Genomic DNA, 16,552 nt, shown 5'->3' on the forward strand with positions numbered 1-16,552 from the left:
CCTGTAGTCCGCCTCGATGGGCGCGCATCCCACCCCGGGATTCGCGCCCATCGTCGTCTCGGTGCTTGGATTGTCAGGTGACTACTACCCAACACACCGCCCCTGACGGCGGCACCGAGTCTGGGCAGGCCACGTTCGCTCACATCAGCCGGGGCTACTACCCCACCATCGTCGCGTTGTTCGTCGCGACGCTGCTGATCTCGAATGTGGCCGCCAGCAAAGGTGTCGCCTTCTTCGCCTCGTCCGACGTCATGCTCGGACCGTTCCAAATCCTGCCGATCAATACCGACGGCGCATTTTTCCTCTTCCCCCTCGCCTACATCCTCGGCGACGTGCTCAGCGAGGTCTACGGCTTCAGAGCCACGCGCCGGGCGATCTACCTTGGCTTCGGCTCCCTGCTGCTCACGTCCGTGTGCTTCTGGATCGCCATCGAACTCCCCGCCGCCTCGTTCTACGAGAACCAGGCCGCGCTCGAAAGCGTCGTCGGCGTCGTCCCCCGACTGGTCCTCGCCGGTCTCGCCGGCTACACCGTGGGGCAGCTCCTCAACTCCGTCGTGCTGGTCAAGATCAAGGAACGCACCAAGGAAAAGCACCTGTGGGCGCGACTGATCGGCTCGACCATCGTCGGCGAATTCTTCGACACGCTGATCTTCTGCTCCATCGCCGCCGGAGTCATCGGCATCACCACGTGGACCGACTTCATCAACTACGTCATCGTCGGATTCCTGTGGAAGACACTGGCAGAGGTCATCGTCATGCCCATCACGTACCGCGTCATCTCGTACATCAAAAAGCGCGAGCCGTCGTACCAGGATCGCTAGAACGCGACCCATTCCGTACTCAGATCGAAGTAGCGCTCCCGGGCCGTCTCGAACGTGGCGACGGCCCGGGTGCCCGGCCAGTCCTCCGGTGTCATACACGGCGGAAGACCCGGGTCGACGTAGGGAATGACGCGCCATTCGTCGAGCAAAGGCACGAATGTGACAAACGCATCGCGCGGGTTCCGCGCCGGCGACCCGCCGTCGAAAGCGTCGAGAAATGCCCGATGCCGATCAGCGATGCCGGCCAGCTCCCACCACTGCTCGGCACTTTCGCGCAGCGTGCCGGGAGGCGCGACCTCGGACGCGACGAACGTCGTGACGTACTGCGACAACTCCAACGCGTCGACGATGGCAATGGCCTCCGCCGCCAGATATTCGGGCGCGATCCACAATCCTGGTGAGACTGTGCCACAGCCTATTCCGGTGAGTCGTCGCCTCAGCTGGTGGCGCGCCGCGCGTTGCGTCTCGGGAATGGTGAACGAGATCAACCGGAATGGATCGCCGTCGGCCATCCGCCGGAAGCCGAAGATCCGACCGTCTCCCCGAGCGAACATCGCATCGGCCTGCTCGGTGATCCGATAGCCGGTGCGGCCCTCTCGATTAGCTGATTCGACGACGCCCTTCTTCTTCAACCTCGTCACCGCAATGCGCGTGCTTTCCGGTGGCACTCCCAGCGTGTCCATCCAGACGACGAAATCGGCGATGGCAAACCACCCGCCGAGAGGCCGAACGTAGGCTCCGAGCACCGTGCGCACCAAAGAGGTGGCGCTACCTGGACGAGACTCGAAGTCGTCGAGGATGGCCCCGGCGGTGCTAGGCGCGGAGTTCGTCACGAATCGCCACGATACCCAGGTACACCTCGCGGTACGAGGTACTCAGTGGGCTCAACCCCAGCCGAATACCCTGTGGTGCGCGGTAATCTGGGATGACACCCTGCTCCCACAGCCGAGCAGTGATGGCCTTGAAATCTGGGTGGTCGATGGTGACGTGACCACCGCGCCGATTCGAATCCTCGGGTGAGGCGATCTCCACCCCGAGCGGTACCAGCATCTCACGCACGAGTTCGAGGGCGTATTCGGTGAGCGCAACGGACTTCGCACGGATCGCGTCCATGCCCACCTCGGCGATCATCTCGATGGTGTCCTGCATCGCGATCATCCCGAACACCGACGGCGTACCACTGATGACGCGTCGAATGCCCTGTGCCGGAACGTAACCCTGCGCCATCTCGAACGGATCGGCCCGGCCCATCCACCCCCAGATCGGCTGCACGAAGTCGGCCAGAAGATCACTGCGCACGTACGCGAAGGCCGGCGATCCCGGACCTCCGTTGAGGTACTTGTAGGTGCACCCGACGGCCAAATCGACTCCCCACGAATCGAATTCGAGCGGCACCGAACCGACGGAATGGCACACGTCCAACAGCATCAGTGCGCCGGCTTCGTGCGTGATACGCGTCGCCTCGGCCACGTCGACAAGGAAGCCTGACCGGTAGGCGACGTGGGTGATCACCACCAGGGCGGTGTTCTCCCCCACCACCTCGGCGAGTTGTTCCGGTTCGATGCCTCCGCGGCGGTCCGTCTCGATCCATCGCAGGGTCATATTCAACTCGGCCGCAATACCTTCGAGCAGGTATCGGTCGGTCGGGAAGTTGTCGCGGTCGATGATGATCTCGGTGCGGCCGGGCCGCATGGCGATCGCCGCCCGCGCCAGCTTGTACAGCAGTACCGTCGTCGAATCGCCGATGGTGGTCTGCCCGGGCGCGGCCCCGAGGGTGGCGTCGGCCAGGGCGTCGCCGATGGTGACGGGGAGGTCGAACCACTGCTCGTCCCAGCCGCGAATGAGGCGTCCGCCCCAGGCGTCGGTCATGAAGGCATTGATGCGTTCGACGCTCGCCTTGGTCGGCCGGCCCAGCGAGTTGCCGTCGAGATACGCGCTGATCGACGGGTCGTCACTGCCGAGGAACTTGTCACGATAGCTGCGGAGCGGGTCCTTGTTGTCGAGTTCGACTGCACGTTCCATCATCGGCCGATTTCCGTTCTCACAGCGAGTAATTCGGGAAAGAACGTGAGTTCGAGTGCTTTCTGCAAGAACCCGACGCCACTCGACCCTCCCGTCCCGCTCTTCATTCCGATGGTGCGCAGCACCGTGCGCATGTGGCGGAATCGCCAGAGCTGGAAGTTCTCCTCCAAGTCGACGAGCTCCTCGAATGCCTCGTACACCGCCCAATGTTCGGTGTGGTTCTCGTAGACGAACTTGATCAGCGGCATCAGGTCCTCGTTGAACGTGTATGCCGTCGCGACATCACGGTCGAGGGCCGATGCCGGTACGTCGTATCCCTGCCGTGCCAACGACCGCCAGAAGGCGTCGTACAGGCTGGGCTCGCGCAACAGAGTCGAAAGCATCTCATGCGCAGCAGGATCGGACTCGAAGACCGTCAGCATTCCCGGATTCTTGTTGCCCAGCACGAACTCCACGGCCCGGTACTGATACGACTGGAACCCCGAGGAGTTGCCGAGGAAGTCGCGGAACTGGGAGTACTCCGTCGGGGTGAGTGTCGCCAGCACCGACCACTGCTCGGTGAGCGTCTTCTGGATGTGCTTCACCCGGGCCACGCACTTGAGTGCGGTACCGATGTCGTCGGCATCGAATGCGGCTCGCGCGGCAAGGGTCTCGTGCAGCACCAGCTTGAGCCACAGCTCGGTGGTCTGGTGCTGGATGATGAACAGCAGTTCGTCGTGATGCTCGGGGGTGCTCACCGGTTTCTGAGCGCTGAGCAGCGTATCGAGGTCGAGGTCGAGGTAGGACCCGTAGCTCATGCGGTCACTGAAATCGGTGACGACGCTCTTCTCGATATTCCGGGTGTTCGCTTCGACGCTCATGGATCGTCCTCGAGGTGGTGGGCTGGTGAGATCAGCGTATTACATCAATGTGCCGACCGCTAGGCATCTGTAAGCTAGCGAATGCCGCGAATCCGTACGGCACCGATCAGCGCAGCGATGCTGACCAGGGACACCGCCAGGATGTAGTAGCCCGGGGACACCGCCTGACCGGTCGCGGCCACCAGAGCGGCCGCGATGGTCGGAGTGAATCCACCGAAGATCGCCGTGGTGACGTTGTATCCGAACGACAGGCCGGTGGCCCTCGAATGGACCGGGAACGCGTCGGACATCACCGACGGCAGCGCACCGAAGTACAGCGCCTTCAGCAATCCGAGCACGGTCATGACGAGCGCGAGGGTGAGGAACGACGGCACCGCAATGAGCCACATGAAGAGCGGGACGACGCTGACGCCGATCGCGATCGCCGACGGCAACATGATCTTGATGCGTCCCACCTTGTCGGACAGCTGGCCGACGAACGGTGTCACCACCGTCAGGATGACGCCGGTGATCATCAATGCTACGAACGACAGCGAATTGTTCAGTCCCAGTTGCTTGATACCGAAGGTCGGCAGGTACTGCAGAATGAAGTTCAGCGCGGTGGACACCACCAGCACACCGCCGGCGATGAGAATCCCGCCCCACTGATTCCGAAACAGATCGCGCACAGGCGATTTCGGGGTGTCCGACGCGGCGACGACGGCCGGTGATTCGTCGACGTGACGTCGGATGAACCATCCCACCGGGCCCACCATGAGCCCGAAGACGAACGGCACTCGCCAACCCCAGTCGACCATGCTGGCCTCGGACAACACCGCGGTCAATCCGGCGGTGAACGAGGCCGCCATCAGCGTAGCCAGTCCCTGGCTGGCGAACTGGAAGCTGCCGAAGAATCCGCGGCGCTTGCCGTTCTGTTCGACGAGAAAGGATGTGGCCGCGCCAAATTCGCCACCGGCCGCGAAGCCCTGAATCAGGCGCGCGACGATGATACCGATCGGAGCGAGGATGCCGATGTCGTCGTAATTGGGCATGAAGGCGATCAACGCGGTGCCGAGCACCATCAGGCGAATGCTCATCACCAGAGCCTTCTTTCGCCCTTTCCGGTCTGCGTAGGAGCCGAGGATCAGTCCGCCGAGGGGGCGAATCAGATACGAGACCCCGAAGACCGCGAACGTCTGCACCAGTTGCACGCCGGGGTCAGCCGAGGGAAAGAAGTTCTGCCCGATGTAGATGGCAAACAACGCGTAGATGGCGATGTCGAACCATTCGAGAGCGTTCCCGATGGTCGCGGCCGCGATGGCCCGGACCGGATTCTTCACGGACACAACGGCTTCACCCGCGCCGTCACGATCGGGAGTTCGATGAACGTGTGCAGTGGACATGTCGGATTCTCCGGTGGTGTTCAGGAGCGCGAGGCGCTGGCGGATTCGAGCGGTGCGTCGCGGTCGTCGTCTGTACCCGCACCGAGGTCGAAGAACAGGCCCGTGGCCATGGCGAGTCCCTCGCGCGCAACGGATGCGAGCATGTGTTCGTCGGGTGCATGTTGACGGCATCCCGGGTAGGAGTGCGGCATCCAGACCGTCGGAATTCCGAGAGTGTCGGTGAATACGTGATTGGGCAGTGACCCACCGATGTTGGGCAGCACGGTGACCGGGGACCCGACGGTGCGCTCGACCGACTGGGCGACCGTGCGAACCCAGGGGTCGTTCGGGTCCGTTCGGCTCGCAGGAAACGAGATGCCGAGTTCGACGGCGACCATCGAGTACCCGTGCGCGTCGAGGTGTCGTCGTAACCGCGCGCCGAGATCGTCGAGGTCGGTCCCGACGACGTACCGCAGCTGCAACCGCGCTCGCGCCTGGCCCGGAATCGCATTGACCGGTTCGACGATGTTGCCGGCGCTCATGGCGATCACTTCGAGAGTGTTCCACCCGAAAACCCGCTCTGCAGGCGACAATTCGGTGGCCGACCAGCCGGAGTCGACCACCGGATCGCCCGGGGTGCGTCCGACCTCGATAGCTCTGAGCGCATCGACGACGGACTCGGGAATGCGCTCGGGCACGAGGCTGTCGAGCTGGATACGGCCGTGGCCGTCGACGAGGGTCCCGATAGCACCGGCCAGGGTGGTCGCGGGGTTGCGGAGCAGTCCGCCCCAGTTGCCCGAGTGGTAGCCGCGCTCACGTAGGTCGACGACGAGGTCGAAGTCCACGCCGCCACGGGCACCGAGAAACAGTGTGGGCGTCTGGGCGTCGAGGCGTGGTCCGTCCGAGGCGATCAGCACGTCGGCAGCGAGTTCGCCCCGATGATCCGACACGAATTGTTCGAGTCCGGGTGAGCCGATCTCCTCACCGGTCTCGAACAGGAGCGTCAGATTGAATCCCAACGATCCGCGGGCGTCGAGAACCGTCCGCAGTGCCGCGAGGTTCACCAGATGCTGACCCTTGTTGTCGGCCGTTCCACGCCCGTAGAGCCGGCCGTCCCGCTCGACGAGAGTCCACGGCGACAGTCCGTCCGACCAGTCCTCGGCCATGCCCAGAACCACGTCGGCGTGGCCGTAACAGAGCACGGTCGGCAGTTCGGGGGCCTCGTGACGGGTGGCGATCAGGAAGGGACCACCCTCCTCGACCGGGTTGGAATAGGTCTCGACCGCACACCCGAGCGCCTCGAGCCTCGGCACGAGCAGATCCTGGAGATATGCCGACAACGCAACTCGACCGGCCGTCGACTGGCTTTCCGAAGGGACGGACACGAGCTCGGAGAGTTCACGATGGAACGCACCCGAATCGTAGAAGTCCTCGGCCTGCGCGATCACATGCTCGCGGTTCATCGAATCTCCCTCGCCATCGGCCTGGTGTTCGCCTGACAGTAGCGAGCCCGATACCGTCTACACCATTGCCGATTGGTGGCCCCAGCGTTGCTTTCACGGCAACGCAGGGGCAGCCAGTGGCTCGATGACAATCACGTGTCACCGCCGTGACAGTGCTGTGAAAGAAGGGGTGGCTTCGTTGCATCTGATGCCCTCTGCGCTGACGTACTTCTGCGAAGTAGCGCGAACGGGGTCCGTCACCGAGGCGGCCGCAACACAACATCTGGCCGCGTCGGCGGTCAGCAGACAGATCGCCAAGCTCGAACGTGACATCGGCGTGCCGCTCTTCGCGCGACATGCCCGGGGAATGACGCTCACCGAAGCGGGCCATCGCCTGCTCGCCCACGCGCGCAGACACGAAGTGGAATCGTCGACCCTCATCGCCGAAATACGCAGCGTCGACGCCACCGAACACGGCAGCGTCACCGTCGCCTGCACCGAAGGTTTCTCGCAGTCCGTCGTCCCACGGGCCATGGCGTCGGTCCATCGGACTCACCCGTCGGTCACGTTCACTTTGGACGTGGTGGGGCCGGACGAGGCCAGCCGACGGGTGGTCGACGCCCGCGCGGACGTCGCGGTCACCTTCTCGCTCGGTCGACGCACCGACGTGACGGTCGAACATTCCGTCACCGTGCCCATCTGCGCCGTCGTCGCGCTCGGTCACCCGCTCAGCGACCGAGCCAGCGTCGATCTGGCCGATATCTGCGTCTATCCCCTCGCGCTGTCGACCACCGGATCGAGTCAACGCGAACTGTTCGACGCCGGAATACGTCTGGAGGGACTCTCACCCCACGTCGGTCTGCAATGCGAGCGGCTGGCTCCAATACTGGAGTTCGCTCGCTCGAGCGACGGCGTCGCACTCGTCAGCGACCTGGGTGGTGACCGCAAATCGGGCCTGACGTACATCCCCCTCGTGCATCCGGTGTTCGCTCAGCGCCGGGCCGAAATTCACACGATGCGCGGTAGGCCGCCGTCGGCCCGAATCGTGGCTCTGATCGACGCGTTGACCGACATTCTCGAGGCCGCGGGATAGTGGCGGGACCTCGAACTGGCCTATCCTCGAGGTAACCGAATCGAGTGAGGGATCGCAGTGCGAAGAGCGTCCGGACAGTTGGAGGAGTCGATCCTCGATTTGCTCGGCGAGCACACGGAACTCTCGGTGGCCCAGGCCCGCGAGCATCTGGGCTCGGATCTCGCGCACACCACCGTCATGACCGCATTGGTGCGCTTGCACGGCAAGGGGCTGGTCGATCGCGAGCGTCGAGGACGGTCGTACGTCTACACCCTCAACGCCCCGGTCGACGAGATCCCGGCGCTTCGGGCCGCGATGCGAATGCGCACCGAGCTCGGCACACGAGCCGAGCGCGCCGACGTACTGGCCAGCTTCGTGGCCGCACTCGACCCTGAGGACGAGGCGACGCTGCGAGAGTTGCTCGCCAAATCGGACGCAGCCGAGCACCATCGATGACTCTGCTCCTGATCGTCGCCGTATTGCCGTGGGCGCTGTCGCTGCTCCTTGGATTCGGAGCCGACCGCATCGACCGTCGTCTCAACCCCTCGACCGCCGTGGTGCTGCTGCCCATTCTGTCTGTGGTCACGGCGTTCTCGGCGCTCGCGTCCCTGACTGCGCTCGCCGCGGTCTTCCTGGCGACGAGTCGGGCCGTGTGGGTGACACTGGGAATCGTGATCTGCGCGTGGATGATCTGGCGGTCGGTCGAAGTGGCCCGCCATGTTCGACGCGTCGTCGCCAGTACGTCCATCGCATCCGAATTCGGTGACGAGGCGCGGGCGACGGGCGGCATCGTCGTGGTCGACTCCGACGTTCCTGACGCTTTTGCCGTCCCCTCCGGCGGAGGTGCCGTCGTGATCACTACCGGCCTCGCGGAAGCGTTGTCGAACAACGAATTACGAGCAGTGATCGAGCACGAGCGCGCCCATCTGCGGCACCGTCACAGCGTGTGGATCCAGATGTGCGAAATCGCGGCCCGCGTCGATCCGGTTCTCGAACCGTTGACCGCGAAGGTACGGCACGCGGCGGAGCGTCAGGCAGACGAGAGTGCGGCAAGGCTGGGACGGCGAGAGACGTTGTCTGCCATCGCCAGAACCTCTTTGCTCCGGAATCAGCTCGACCGTGGAACTCGCACCCTCGCCAGTACCGGTGGCGACGTCGTGCGGCGGGTCCAAGCCCTCGGTGAACCACCGCAGCATCGCCCCGACCGTGGAATCCTGGCCGCCGGCGTGGTCCTCGTCCTCGCCTTCGCCGTCATCTCGGTGGCATTGTTCGACGTCGTCCAAGATGTGGTGGCACCCGAAACCGGGGAAGCTGCCACTTCGATCTTCCGCTGATCTCGGTCAGATACCGGCAACGCCCGCCAGTTGGCCGATCGCATAGGTGACGGCCATCGCGATCGCACCACCGATCACGATGCGAGTCATCGCCGGCCGACCCGGCGCACCGCCGAGACGCGCGCTGATGCTTCCGGTCAAGGCCAAAGCCAGCAGCACCACGACGAACGTCACCGGAACGCGCAGCGACGGCGGCAGCAACAGAATGGACAGCAACGGCAGCAGGGCACCGCTGACGAACGACACCGCAGACGAGCCGGCCGCCTGCCACGGATTGGTCAGCGCATCCGGGTCGATGCCCAACTCGATGTCCACGTGGGCGGCAAACGGATCGTGCTCGGTGAGTTCGCGAGCGACGGTCTGTGCCGTGTCGGCCGACAGGCCCTTGGCCTCGTACAGTGCCGCGAGCTCGGCCAATTCCTGCTCGGGTTGCTCGTCGAGTTCTCGGCGTTCCTTGATCAGCAGAGAACGCTCGGCGTCACGTTGCGTGCTCACCGAGACGTACTCCCCCAGCGCCATGGACACCGCTCCGGCGACGAGCCCCGCGACACCAGCGGTGAGCAGCGACCCTCTGTCCGTGGTGGCGGCCGCGACGCCGACGACCAGGCCGGCGGTGGAGACGATGCCATCGTTGGCACCCAACACCCCGGCCCGCAGCCAGTTCAGCCGACCGGACAGATCACCGTGCGGTTCGTGCTCGTGCAGGCTCGGCTCGGGCTCACTCATCGACGGCCGTTGCCGATACGTCGTCCCACGCGGCGCGAGCGCCGGACTCTCCGATTCTGTACACCTGGACGATTGTGGTCGCTCCGATCACTACTGCCAAGACCACGACGACAATCGACTGCCACCGCACGGGCGCGTTACCGCGACGCTCACGCAGATGCAGGAACACGAGCAGCGCAGCGACGATCACCAAGCCGACGGAGAAGTAGATCATCCAGTCACCGATCTCGGTGTGCTGCTCCACCGCCGCGGTCTCGGGTACGCGCTTCTCGAGCCACTCGCCTGCCTCGGTGGTCAGCGGAGTCAGCGCCAGCGTGAACACCGCCAGGGCTGCGATGAGCCACACCAGCCTGCTGCGCACACCGGTCCAGATACTGGCCGCAATGGCGAGCAGCGCGGTCAACGGTGCCAGCACCACGATGAAGTGAACGAGCAGAATATGGGCCGGAAGGCCGTTGAAGGTGGACATGCGTTCTCCCGCTGGATTCGAAGTCGCGTGCACCTCACGCACCGTAGATACTACACATCGTGTAGTACATAGGTGGTCGGGTTTCGCCACGCCGAGTCCGGTTCTGCGACGCCTGCCGTCAGGATCTGCTCGAATCGCCGACCGCTCCATCACGGTGTTCTGGTCGAACAATGCTGTGGGATAGACGATATCGACCGTAGTCTCGATAGCCTTCCCTTCGTCGTCCCGCCGTTCGGTGACGTGAAAGTGGAGATCGCACTTGGCGATGTCGATCGGCTGCGGCGTGATCTCGACGTGCACGTCCCCCATGTCGAGGGTCGCGGAGGTGAAGACATCCAACGACAGCGCAACCTGAAAGATGGGATGCCGCGCTTCCGACGACTCCGCAGCGACGGCAGTCACGACATCTTCGAACGGCACCGTCGCATGGTCGAAGGCCCGCAGTTCGCTGGCCCGGGCCGCCTTCACGACGTCTTCGACGGTTGTCGCCGCTGCGATCTCGGTCCGGATGGCAACGGTGGTGGTGAACGTTCCGACGACCTGCTCGAGGTTCGGGTCGTCGCGACCGGCAACCGGGGTTCCGATGACCAGATCAGTGGACGCTGTCATCTCGGCGAGCAGAATCAACAGCGCTGCGCGCAGCACGGTGAATCGTCCTGTCACGCAGCGTTGTGCGAGACCGGACATTCTCTGCGTGGCGTGTGCATCGAACCGTAGCGTTGTGCGTGCGCCGGAGAAATCCCAGTCCTGTGCTCGCGGCCGGTCCAGTGGCAAGTCCCTCGACCTGGGTATGTCCGCCAGCTCTGCGCGCCAGAAGTCCAGATCGGCCGATACGTCTCGTGTGCAGGCCCAGACGCTGTAATCGGCGTAGTACAAGGGTAATTCGGGCCACGACGGCGTGGTGCCGGTCATCCTGGCGTGATACGCGACGACGAAATCCGACGCCAACAGCCCCAGTGACCACCCGTCCGCGGCGATGTGGTGAATGGCGCACGCAAGCACGTGGCGATCGGGCGCTACTGCGAACAGGCGCGCTCGGATCGGAACCTCGGTGCGCACGTCGAAGGCTTGCTCGAGGATCTGCGTCACCGCGGCATCGTCGAAGTGGTGGACAACGAGATTCGGTGCGACGCCGGCAGAATCCGGTTCGACCACTTGCACCGGGACCCCGTCGACATCCGGGTAGCGCGTACGCAGCGTGCTGTGTCGATCGATCAGGTCGGTCAAGGCCTGCGCGGCTGCTACTGCGTGGAACTCCCCGGAAATCGTGACCGTGAACGGCAGGTTGTACAGCGGAAGCCGTGCGCTTCGATCGATGTGGCGTTGCTGCGGCGCGAGCGGAATTGCGACTACCCCCTCCGACATTCCGCATTCGGGCCGCGAATTGTCCTGCCGCTCAACCAGACGACGCTCATCGATACATGCAGCCAACGCCTGGACGGACGGCGCACCGGCGAGGTCTCGCACACCGATGTCCGCCGATGTCTCGGCCCGCACCGACGCAACGACTCTGGTCGCCGCCAGCGAGTCGCCTCCGAGGTCGAAGAACGACGCGGTGCAATCGACACCGTCCCTGCCGAGCACGCGCGCGAACGCGGCCGCCACGATCTCCTCGACGGCACCGGACGGTTCGCTTCGAGCACCGGTCGTCGACGTGGTCGGATCCGGAGCGGGAAGCGCACCGCGATCGACCTTCCGATTGATGGTCAACGGAATCTCGTCGAGAACCGACAGGGTCGACGGCACCATGTGGGCAGGAAGTCTCTGTGCGAGATCCCGACGAATGGCCTCGGTGTCGAGCACGTGCCCGGCGCGTGCGGCCACTACGTACCCGTCGATACGCAGATCACCAGTGTGGCTGCGACGCAACGCAGACGATGCCGATACGACCTCCGGATGCGCCCGTAGCGCTGCGTCGACCTCACCCAGTTCGACGCGATTTCCCCGAATCTTGATCTGATCGTCGATGCGGCCGAGGAACTCCAGCGTGCCATCTTCGCGCCAGCGCGCCCGGTCTCCGCTACGAAACATCCGAATCCCATTGCTACTGAACGGGTTCGCGACGAACCGCGCCGATGTGTCCACGGTGCGACCGAGATATCCCCGCGCGATACCGGACGTCTCGATGTAGATCTCACCGACCGCACCCGATGGAACCGGCCGTAGGGTGCGATCGAGGAGGTGAATCACCGCGCCCACCATGGCTCGTCCGATTCCGTCGGTGCTGCCCGGACGCAGCGGCGCCGTCATCGTCACACTGCAGGTCGTCTCGGTGGGGCCGTAGGCGTTGAGCAGTCGCCGACCCGTCGACCAGCGGTCGACCGTATCCTGCGGGGCTGCCTCACCGCCGATGATGATCGTCCCGACACCCACCAGCGCTGCGGGCTCCATCGTCGCCAGAACCGAGGGCGTGATCAAGAGATGGGTAATAGCCTGTTGGGCAATCACATCGGACAGTTCCAAGCCACCGTAACTACTTGTCGGTGCGATCACCACTGCCGCGCCTGCACTCGCTGCGGCCAGCATTTCGACTAGGGCGGTGTCGAATCCGGGTGAGGCGAGATGACAGACCCGCGACCTGGCGTCGAGGTCGTAGCTGCGTCGGATCTGTTGCACCAGAGCGGAGATTCCATCGTGGGTGACGACGACACCCTTGGGTGTACCGGTGGATCCCGAGGTGTAGATGACGTAGGCCGCCTGGTGCGGTGCGGTCGACGCCGTCCTATCGTTCGAGCTTCCCTTTGCGACAACGTTCTCGATGTTCAGCCACTCGATCGCGCCCGATTCGTTGCCGGCCGTGCACAGACCCAACACTGCTGCGCTGTCGTGCACGACGAACTGCGCCCGCTCGCGGGGGTGATTCGGGTCGACAGGAACGTACACCGCGCCCACTCGCGCGATTGCCCAGAACGCGACGACTCCCTCCACCGACCGGCCGATGCGCACGGCCACCCGGTCCTCGATGCCGATTCCTCGGGCAGTCAGAACAGATGCGAGGGCAGCAACTCTCGTGGCCAACTCTGCGTAGGTGACCGACACATGCGCATCGTGAATCGCAATTCGATTGCTGTAGTTCATGATTGCCTCGGTCAACGTCTCGTTCAGAGAACCGTGCTCGGTCACGGCCGCGCCGACCGAAGCGGACGCCACATCACGCTCGTCGGGGAGGAACAGGTCGAGGTCGGCCACTGCCGTGTCGCCGTAGCCGGATGCGGCGAACCGGTCGAGGAAGTGCAGGAACCGTTCGTGGTGGCGAGCGAGGTCGCTCGGGGTGTACGCGGCAGGGTTGGCCTCGAAGTCGATGCGCGGACGAGCTCCGCCTCGACCGGGATAGATGTTGACCGCAAGGTCCGGCACCGGACCCGTGGCCAGAATGTTGATCTCGCCGTCGACATCGCCGAGGGACACCGTGTTCGCGAACATCATCACGTTGATCGTCGGCCCGAAACGGCCGGCGCGCAGTGCACGTCCACTCTCCGACGCCGGGGGCCTGCTGCGTTGATGTCGCAGCACGGCTGCGATGGCGACCTCGGTCGATTTGACCACGCTGTTCACTGTCGCCGACCCGATGCCCGGCAGCCGCAACGGAACCACATTCGACAACGACGATCCGGCTCGGCGCAGAAGTGCTGTGGGCCGTGCAGATACGGGCAAGGACAGATCGACGTCGTCGGTGTCGTTCATGCGCGCGAGATAGGCGGCGAATGCTGCGATGACCACCGTCGACGTGGGTTGACCGCAGTCGGCCCGAGAAATGGTTCGATCTTCGCCCACGACGATGGGCACGAATGCAGGCGTGGCGGCCGGGCTTAGGGGCGCGGTGTACCCCATCTCGGTGGATTCCCAGTACTCCCGATCCCGCCGTGCGCGAGTGGATGCGTGATAGCGCTCGTCCTCGGCGAGAAGTGCCGCGGGAGTCGTCGGCTCGATCAGCGGTGGCTCCACTCCGTCCTGTACTGCGGCATATAGAGCCGCCGCCCGCTCGAGAACCTTCATCGAGGCATAGCCGTCGAGCGCGATGTGGTGGGCTCTGGTGTACCAGAACACGCGATCGTCCCCGACGCGGAGGACACGCAACCGTACGAGCTGACCGTCCGTCGACAGCGGTGTTCGACAATCGTCGTTCATCCACTGTCGGGCCGCGTCTGCCGGAGAGTCGTGCTCACGGAAGTCGAGGATCTGCACTGCGTCGGTCTCCGCCGCCTCGAACCGCTGCGTCGGGAGGCCGTCGATCTCGACGATGCGCATCGTCGACGACGAGTACTCTCGATGCGCCGCGCTACCGCTGTTAACCAGGGTATCCAGGTCCACAGCACCGACGAGATCGACGTAGTACGCGATGGCGAAGGGCGCGTCCGGCATGAATTGCTGAGCCATCCAGATATCGGCCTGCGCCGAAGTCAGAGGCAAGGCGTCGAACATTGTGGTCCCCCCACGGCGGTTCCAGCTACTACATGATCTGTAGTAACAATGTACGCCGCTGCCAGAGTCGAACACTGGCGAGATCTCGACAGCCGTGCTGGCCTGGGGTGTCGTATGGTCGGTGCGTGCCGCCGAACAACCACTATCACCACCTGATGTTCGGCCCTGCCGCGATTGCGCGGCAGCAGGTCGACGGCAGTTACACCGCCTACGGCTCACAGACCGAGCGACCCGACGACGGCCCGATGCCACTCGACGATCGCGAGAAGGCGATGATCCGCGCCCTGGATCAGTTCCAGATCGCCACCGTCACCGAGTCCGGGTGGCCCTACATCCAGTACCGCAGTGGACCGAAGGGATTTCTCCAGGTTCTCGACAACCACACTCTGGGTTTCGCCGATTTCGCCGGCAACCATCAGTACGTGACGGCGGCCAATCTCGATCACGACGATCGCGTCGCGATCTTCCTCGTGAATTACCCTCTGCGGCAACGACTCAAGCTCTACGGACGGGCACGTACGATCGAGGCCGCGGACGATCCCGAACTACTGGAGCGACTCAAAAAGATCGGTGACCTGACCGTCGCCGCCACCTGCGAACGCAGCGTCGTCATCGATGTCGAGGCATTCGACTGGAACTGCACGCGCAGCATCATCCCGCGCTACGACGCGGCGTACCTCGCGGACCTGTCCGAGGTGTACCAGCGCAAAGCTGCCGAGCGGGAAACCGAACTACTGCAGCGCATTTCGGAGCTGGAGGATCAGCTCAGGCAGTCTTCGACGCATAGAACCGGCCCAGATACTCCGTCTTGAACTCGGTGAATCGCTGCTGCTCGATCGAAGCGCGGATGTCGTCGACCAGCTTGACCGTGAATCGCTCGTTGTGAATCGTGCACAGCGTCGAGGCAAGCATCTCCTTCGCCTTGAACAGGTGATGGATGTAGGCCTTGGTGTAGTGCGCGCAGGTGTAGCAGTCGCAGTTCTCGTCGATCGGGGTGAAATCGCGCCGATGCTTCGCGGTGTTGATGTTGAAGCGGCCCGTGGGCACATAGATCGCCGCATTGCGCGCCACCCGTGAGGGATTGACGCAGTCGAAGGTGTCGGCACCGTTCTCGATTGCGACGAAGAAGTCGTCCGGCTCGCTGATCCCGAGCATGTGGCGCGGCTTGTGTTCGGGCAGTTCCTCGTTCACCCACCGGGTGATGGTGCCGAGGTTCTGCTTCTCGAGTGCGCCGCCGATTCCGTAGCCGTCGAACCCACGGCCCGTGTCCCCCGTGATGGTCTCGAGGTCGTGCGCGGCCTTGCGTCGCAGATCTTCGTACTGCGCTCCCTGCACCACTCCGAACAGTGCCTGATACGGCTTGTCGGCACGTTCGACGGTGAGGCGTTCGTGTTCGAGGACGCATCGCTTCGCCCATGCCTGGGTGCGGTCGACCGACTTCTCCTGATACCCGCGGGTATTCATCAGCGTGGTCAGCTCGTCGAACGCGAACATGATATCGGCGCCGAGCCGATGCTGAATCTGCATCGACACCTCGGGAGTGAATCGATGCTTCGAGCCGTCGAGATGGGACTTGAACGTGACTCCGTCGTCGTCGACGTGGGCCAATCGTTCCTTGCCCTCGGCGATGACGTCGTCGGACTCCACCCGTGAGGCGTCCATCGAGATGACCTTCTTGAACCCGACACCGAGGGACATCACCTGGAAGCCGCCGCTGTCGGTGAATGTGGGCCCGTCCCAGTTCATGAATTTGCCCAACCCGCCGGCCTCGTCGACGATGTCCGAGCCCGGCTGCAGGTACAGGTGATACGCGTTGGCGAGTACCGCCTGAGCGCCGAGTTCCTTCATCGCCTCCGGCAGCACTGCTTTGACGGTCGCCTTCGTCCCCACCGCAATGAACGCCGGGGTGGCGATGTCGCCGTGCGGGGTGTGGATGGTGCCGGTGCGGCCGAGCTCACCGTCGAGCCGGGTGCCGATATCGAAGCCGAAATTGGAAGAACTCACCGCGTCAGTATGCGGCTTC

General features: G+C 64.1%; 13 protein-coding genes. 5 read left to right on the forward strand and 8 right to left on the reverse strand.

All coding sequences use genetic code 11. The features are described from left to right. Positions 1-77 precede the first annotated feature (77 nt). Entirely contained in the window at positions 78-821 is a 744-nt protein-coding gene (locus tag VF34_RS11815; protein ID WP_032373944.1) for a queuosine precursor transporter, read from the forward strand. On the opposite strand, the gene VF34_RS11820 is transcribed toward VF34_RS11815, so the two are convergent. The 5 genes from VF34_RS11820 to VF34_RS11840 form a co-directional block, all read right to left on the reverse strand. After that, complete coding sequence (locus tag VF34_RS11820) at positions 818-1,654, reverse strand: PaaX family transcriptional regulator (protein ID WP_032373943.1); 837 nt, start codon at positions 1,652-1,654, stop codon at positions 818-820. The two genes, VF34_RS11815 and VF34_RS11820, sit on opposite strands and share 4 nt — an antisense overlap. Then, entirely contained in the window at positions 1,635-2,843 is a 1,209-nt protein-coding gene (locus tag VF34_RS11825; RefSeq protein WP_032373942.1) for a kynureninase, read from the reverse strand. The genes VF34_RS11820 and VF34_RS11825 overlap by 20 nt, the downstream gene beginning before the upstream one ends. Further along, complete coding sequence (locus tag VF34_RS11830; RefSeq protein WP_032373941.1) at positions 2,843-3,703, reverse strand: tryptophan 2,3-dioxygenase; 861 nt, start codon at positions 3,701-3,703, stop codon at positions 2,843-2,845. The genes VF34_RS11825 and VF34_RS11830 overlap by 1 nt, the downstream gene beginning before the upstream one ends. Before the next feature lie 74 nt (positions 3,704-3,777). After that, positions 3,778-5,085, reverse strand: coding sequence for an MFS transporter (locus tag VF34_RS11835; RefSeq protein ID WP_045841462.1), 1,308 nt, complete (start codon positions 5,083-5,085; stop codon positions 3,778-3,780). A 20-nt stretch (positions 5,086-5,105) separates the two neighbouring features. Continuing rightward, complete coding sequence (locus tag VF34_RS11840) at positions 5,106-6,527, reverse strand: M20 family metallopeptidase (protein ID WP_032373939.1); 1,422 nt, start codon at positions 6,525-6,527, stop codon at positions 5,106-5,108. Positions 6,528-6,696: 169 nt separating this feature from the next. Here VF34_RS11840 and VF34_RS11845 point away from each other — a divergent pair, with 169 nt between their 5' ends. Genes VF34_RS11845 through VF34_RS11855 form a run of 3 tightly spaced genes read left to right on the forward strand, consistent with a single transcriptional unit; the run spans position 6,697 to position 8,912 of the window. Further along, positions 6,697-7,599, forward strand: a complete 903-nt coding sequence (locus VF34_RS11845) for a LysR family transcriptional regulator (RefSeq protein WP_197077460.1) — start codon at positions 6,697-6,699, stop codon at positions 7,597-7,599. A 57-nt stretch (positions 7,600-7,656) separates the two neighbouring features. After that, complete coding sequence (locus VF34_RS11850) at positions 7,657-8,034, forward strand: BlaI/MecI/CopY family transcriptional regulator (protein ID WP_032367790.1); 378 nt, start codon at positions 7,657-7,659, stop codon at positions 8,032-8,034. Next, positions 8,031-8,912, forward strand: coding sequence for a M56 family metallopeptidase (locus tag VF34_RS11855; RefSeq protein ID WP_032373938.1), 882 nt, complete (start codon positions 8,031-8,033; stop codon positions 8,910-8,912). The genes VF34_RS11850 and VF34_RS11855 overlap by 4 nt, the downstream gene beginning before the upstream one ends. Before the next feature lie 6 nt (positions 8,913-8,918). Here VF34_RS11855 and VF34_RS11860 read toward each other — a convergent pair whose 3' ends face one another. Together VF34_RS11860 and VF34_RS11865 are read right to left on the reverse strand one after the other, a co-directional pair. Continuing rightward, positions 8,919-9,638, reverse strand: a complete 720-nt coding sequence (locus VF34_RS11860) for a VIT1/CCC1 transporter family protein (protein WP_032373937.1) — start codon at positions 9,636-9,638, stop codon at positions 8,919-8,921. Continuing rightward, the gene (locus VF34_RS11865; RefSeq protein ID WP_230595241.1) at positions 9,631-14,517 is read right to left on the reverse strand and encodes a non-ribosomal peptide synthetase; all 4,887 of its coding nucleotides are present in this window, start codon (positions 14,515-14,517) and stop codon (positions 9,631-9,633) included. The genes VF34_RS11860 and VF34_RS11865 overlap by 8 nt, the downstream gene beginning before the upstream one ends. A 167-nt stretch (positions 14,518-14,684) precedes the next feature. Here VF34_RS11865 and VF34_RS11870 point away from each other — a divergent pair, with 167 nt between their 5' ends. Further along, positions 14,685-15,341, forward strand: a complete 657-nt coding sequence (locus VF34_RS11870) for a pyridoxamine 5'-phosphate oxidase family protein (protein WP_045841660.1) — start codon at positions 14,685-14,687, stop codon at positions 15,339-15,341. On the opposite strand, the gene tgt is transcribed toward VF34_RS11870, so the two are convergent. Beyond that, positions 15,295-16,533 carry a tRNA guanosine(34) transglycosylase Tgt gene (gene tgt, locus VF34_RS11875; RefSeq protein WP_032368643.1) on the reverse strand — a complete coding sequence of 413 codons (1,239 nt, stop codon included), beginning with the start codon at positions 16,531-16,533 and terminating at the stop codon, positions 15,295-15,297. The genes VF34_RS11870 and tgt overlap by 47 nt on opposite strands. Positions 16,534-16,552 lie beyond the last annotated feature (19 nt).

This window comes from Rhodococcus sp. PML026 (assembly GCF_000963615.1).
Classification (GTDB): domain Bacteria; phylum Actinomycetota; class Actinomycetes; order Mycobacteriales; family Mycobacteriaceae; genus Rhodococcoides; species Rhodococcoides fascians.

What these genes read in the sequence shown, in the direction of transcription:
- VF34_RS11840 (WP_032373939.1), bottom strand. Translation starts at nt 6,527, where the DNA reads ATGAACCGCGAGCATGTGATCGCGCAGGCCGAGGACTTCTACGATTCG.
- VF34_RS11825 (WP_032373942.1), bottom strand. Translation starts at nt 2,843, where the DNA reads ATGGAACGTGCAGTCGAACTCGACAACAAGGACCCGCTCCGCAGCTAT.
- VF34_RS11835 (WP_045841462.1), bottom strand. Translation starts at nt 5,085, where the DNA reads ATGTCCACTGCACACGTTCATCGAACTCCCGATCGTGACGGCGCGGGT.
- VF34_RS11855 (WP_032373938.1), top strand. Translation starts at nt 8,031, where the DNA reads ATGACTCTGCTCCTGATCGTCGCCGTATTGCCGTGGGCGCTGTCGCTG.
- VF34_RS11830 (WP_032373941.1), bottom strand. Translation starts at nt 3,703, where the DNA reads ATGAGCGTCGAAGCGAACACCCGGAATATCGAGAAGAGCGTCGTCACC.
- VF34_RS11870 (WP_045841660.1), top strand. Translation starts at nt 14,685, where the DNA reads ATGTTCGGCCCTGCCGCGATTGCGCGGCAGCAGGTCGACGGCAGTTAC.
- VF34_RS11860 (WP_032373937.1), bottom strand. Translation starts at nt 9,638, where the DNA reads ATGAGTGAGCCCGAGCCGAGCCTGCACGAGCACGAACCGCACGGTGAT.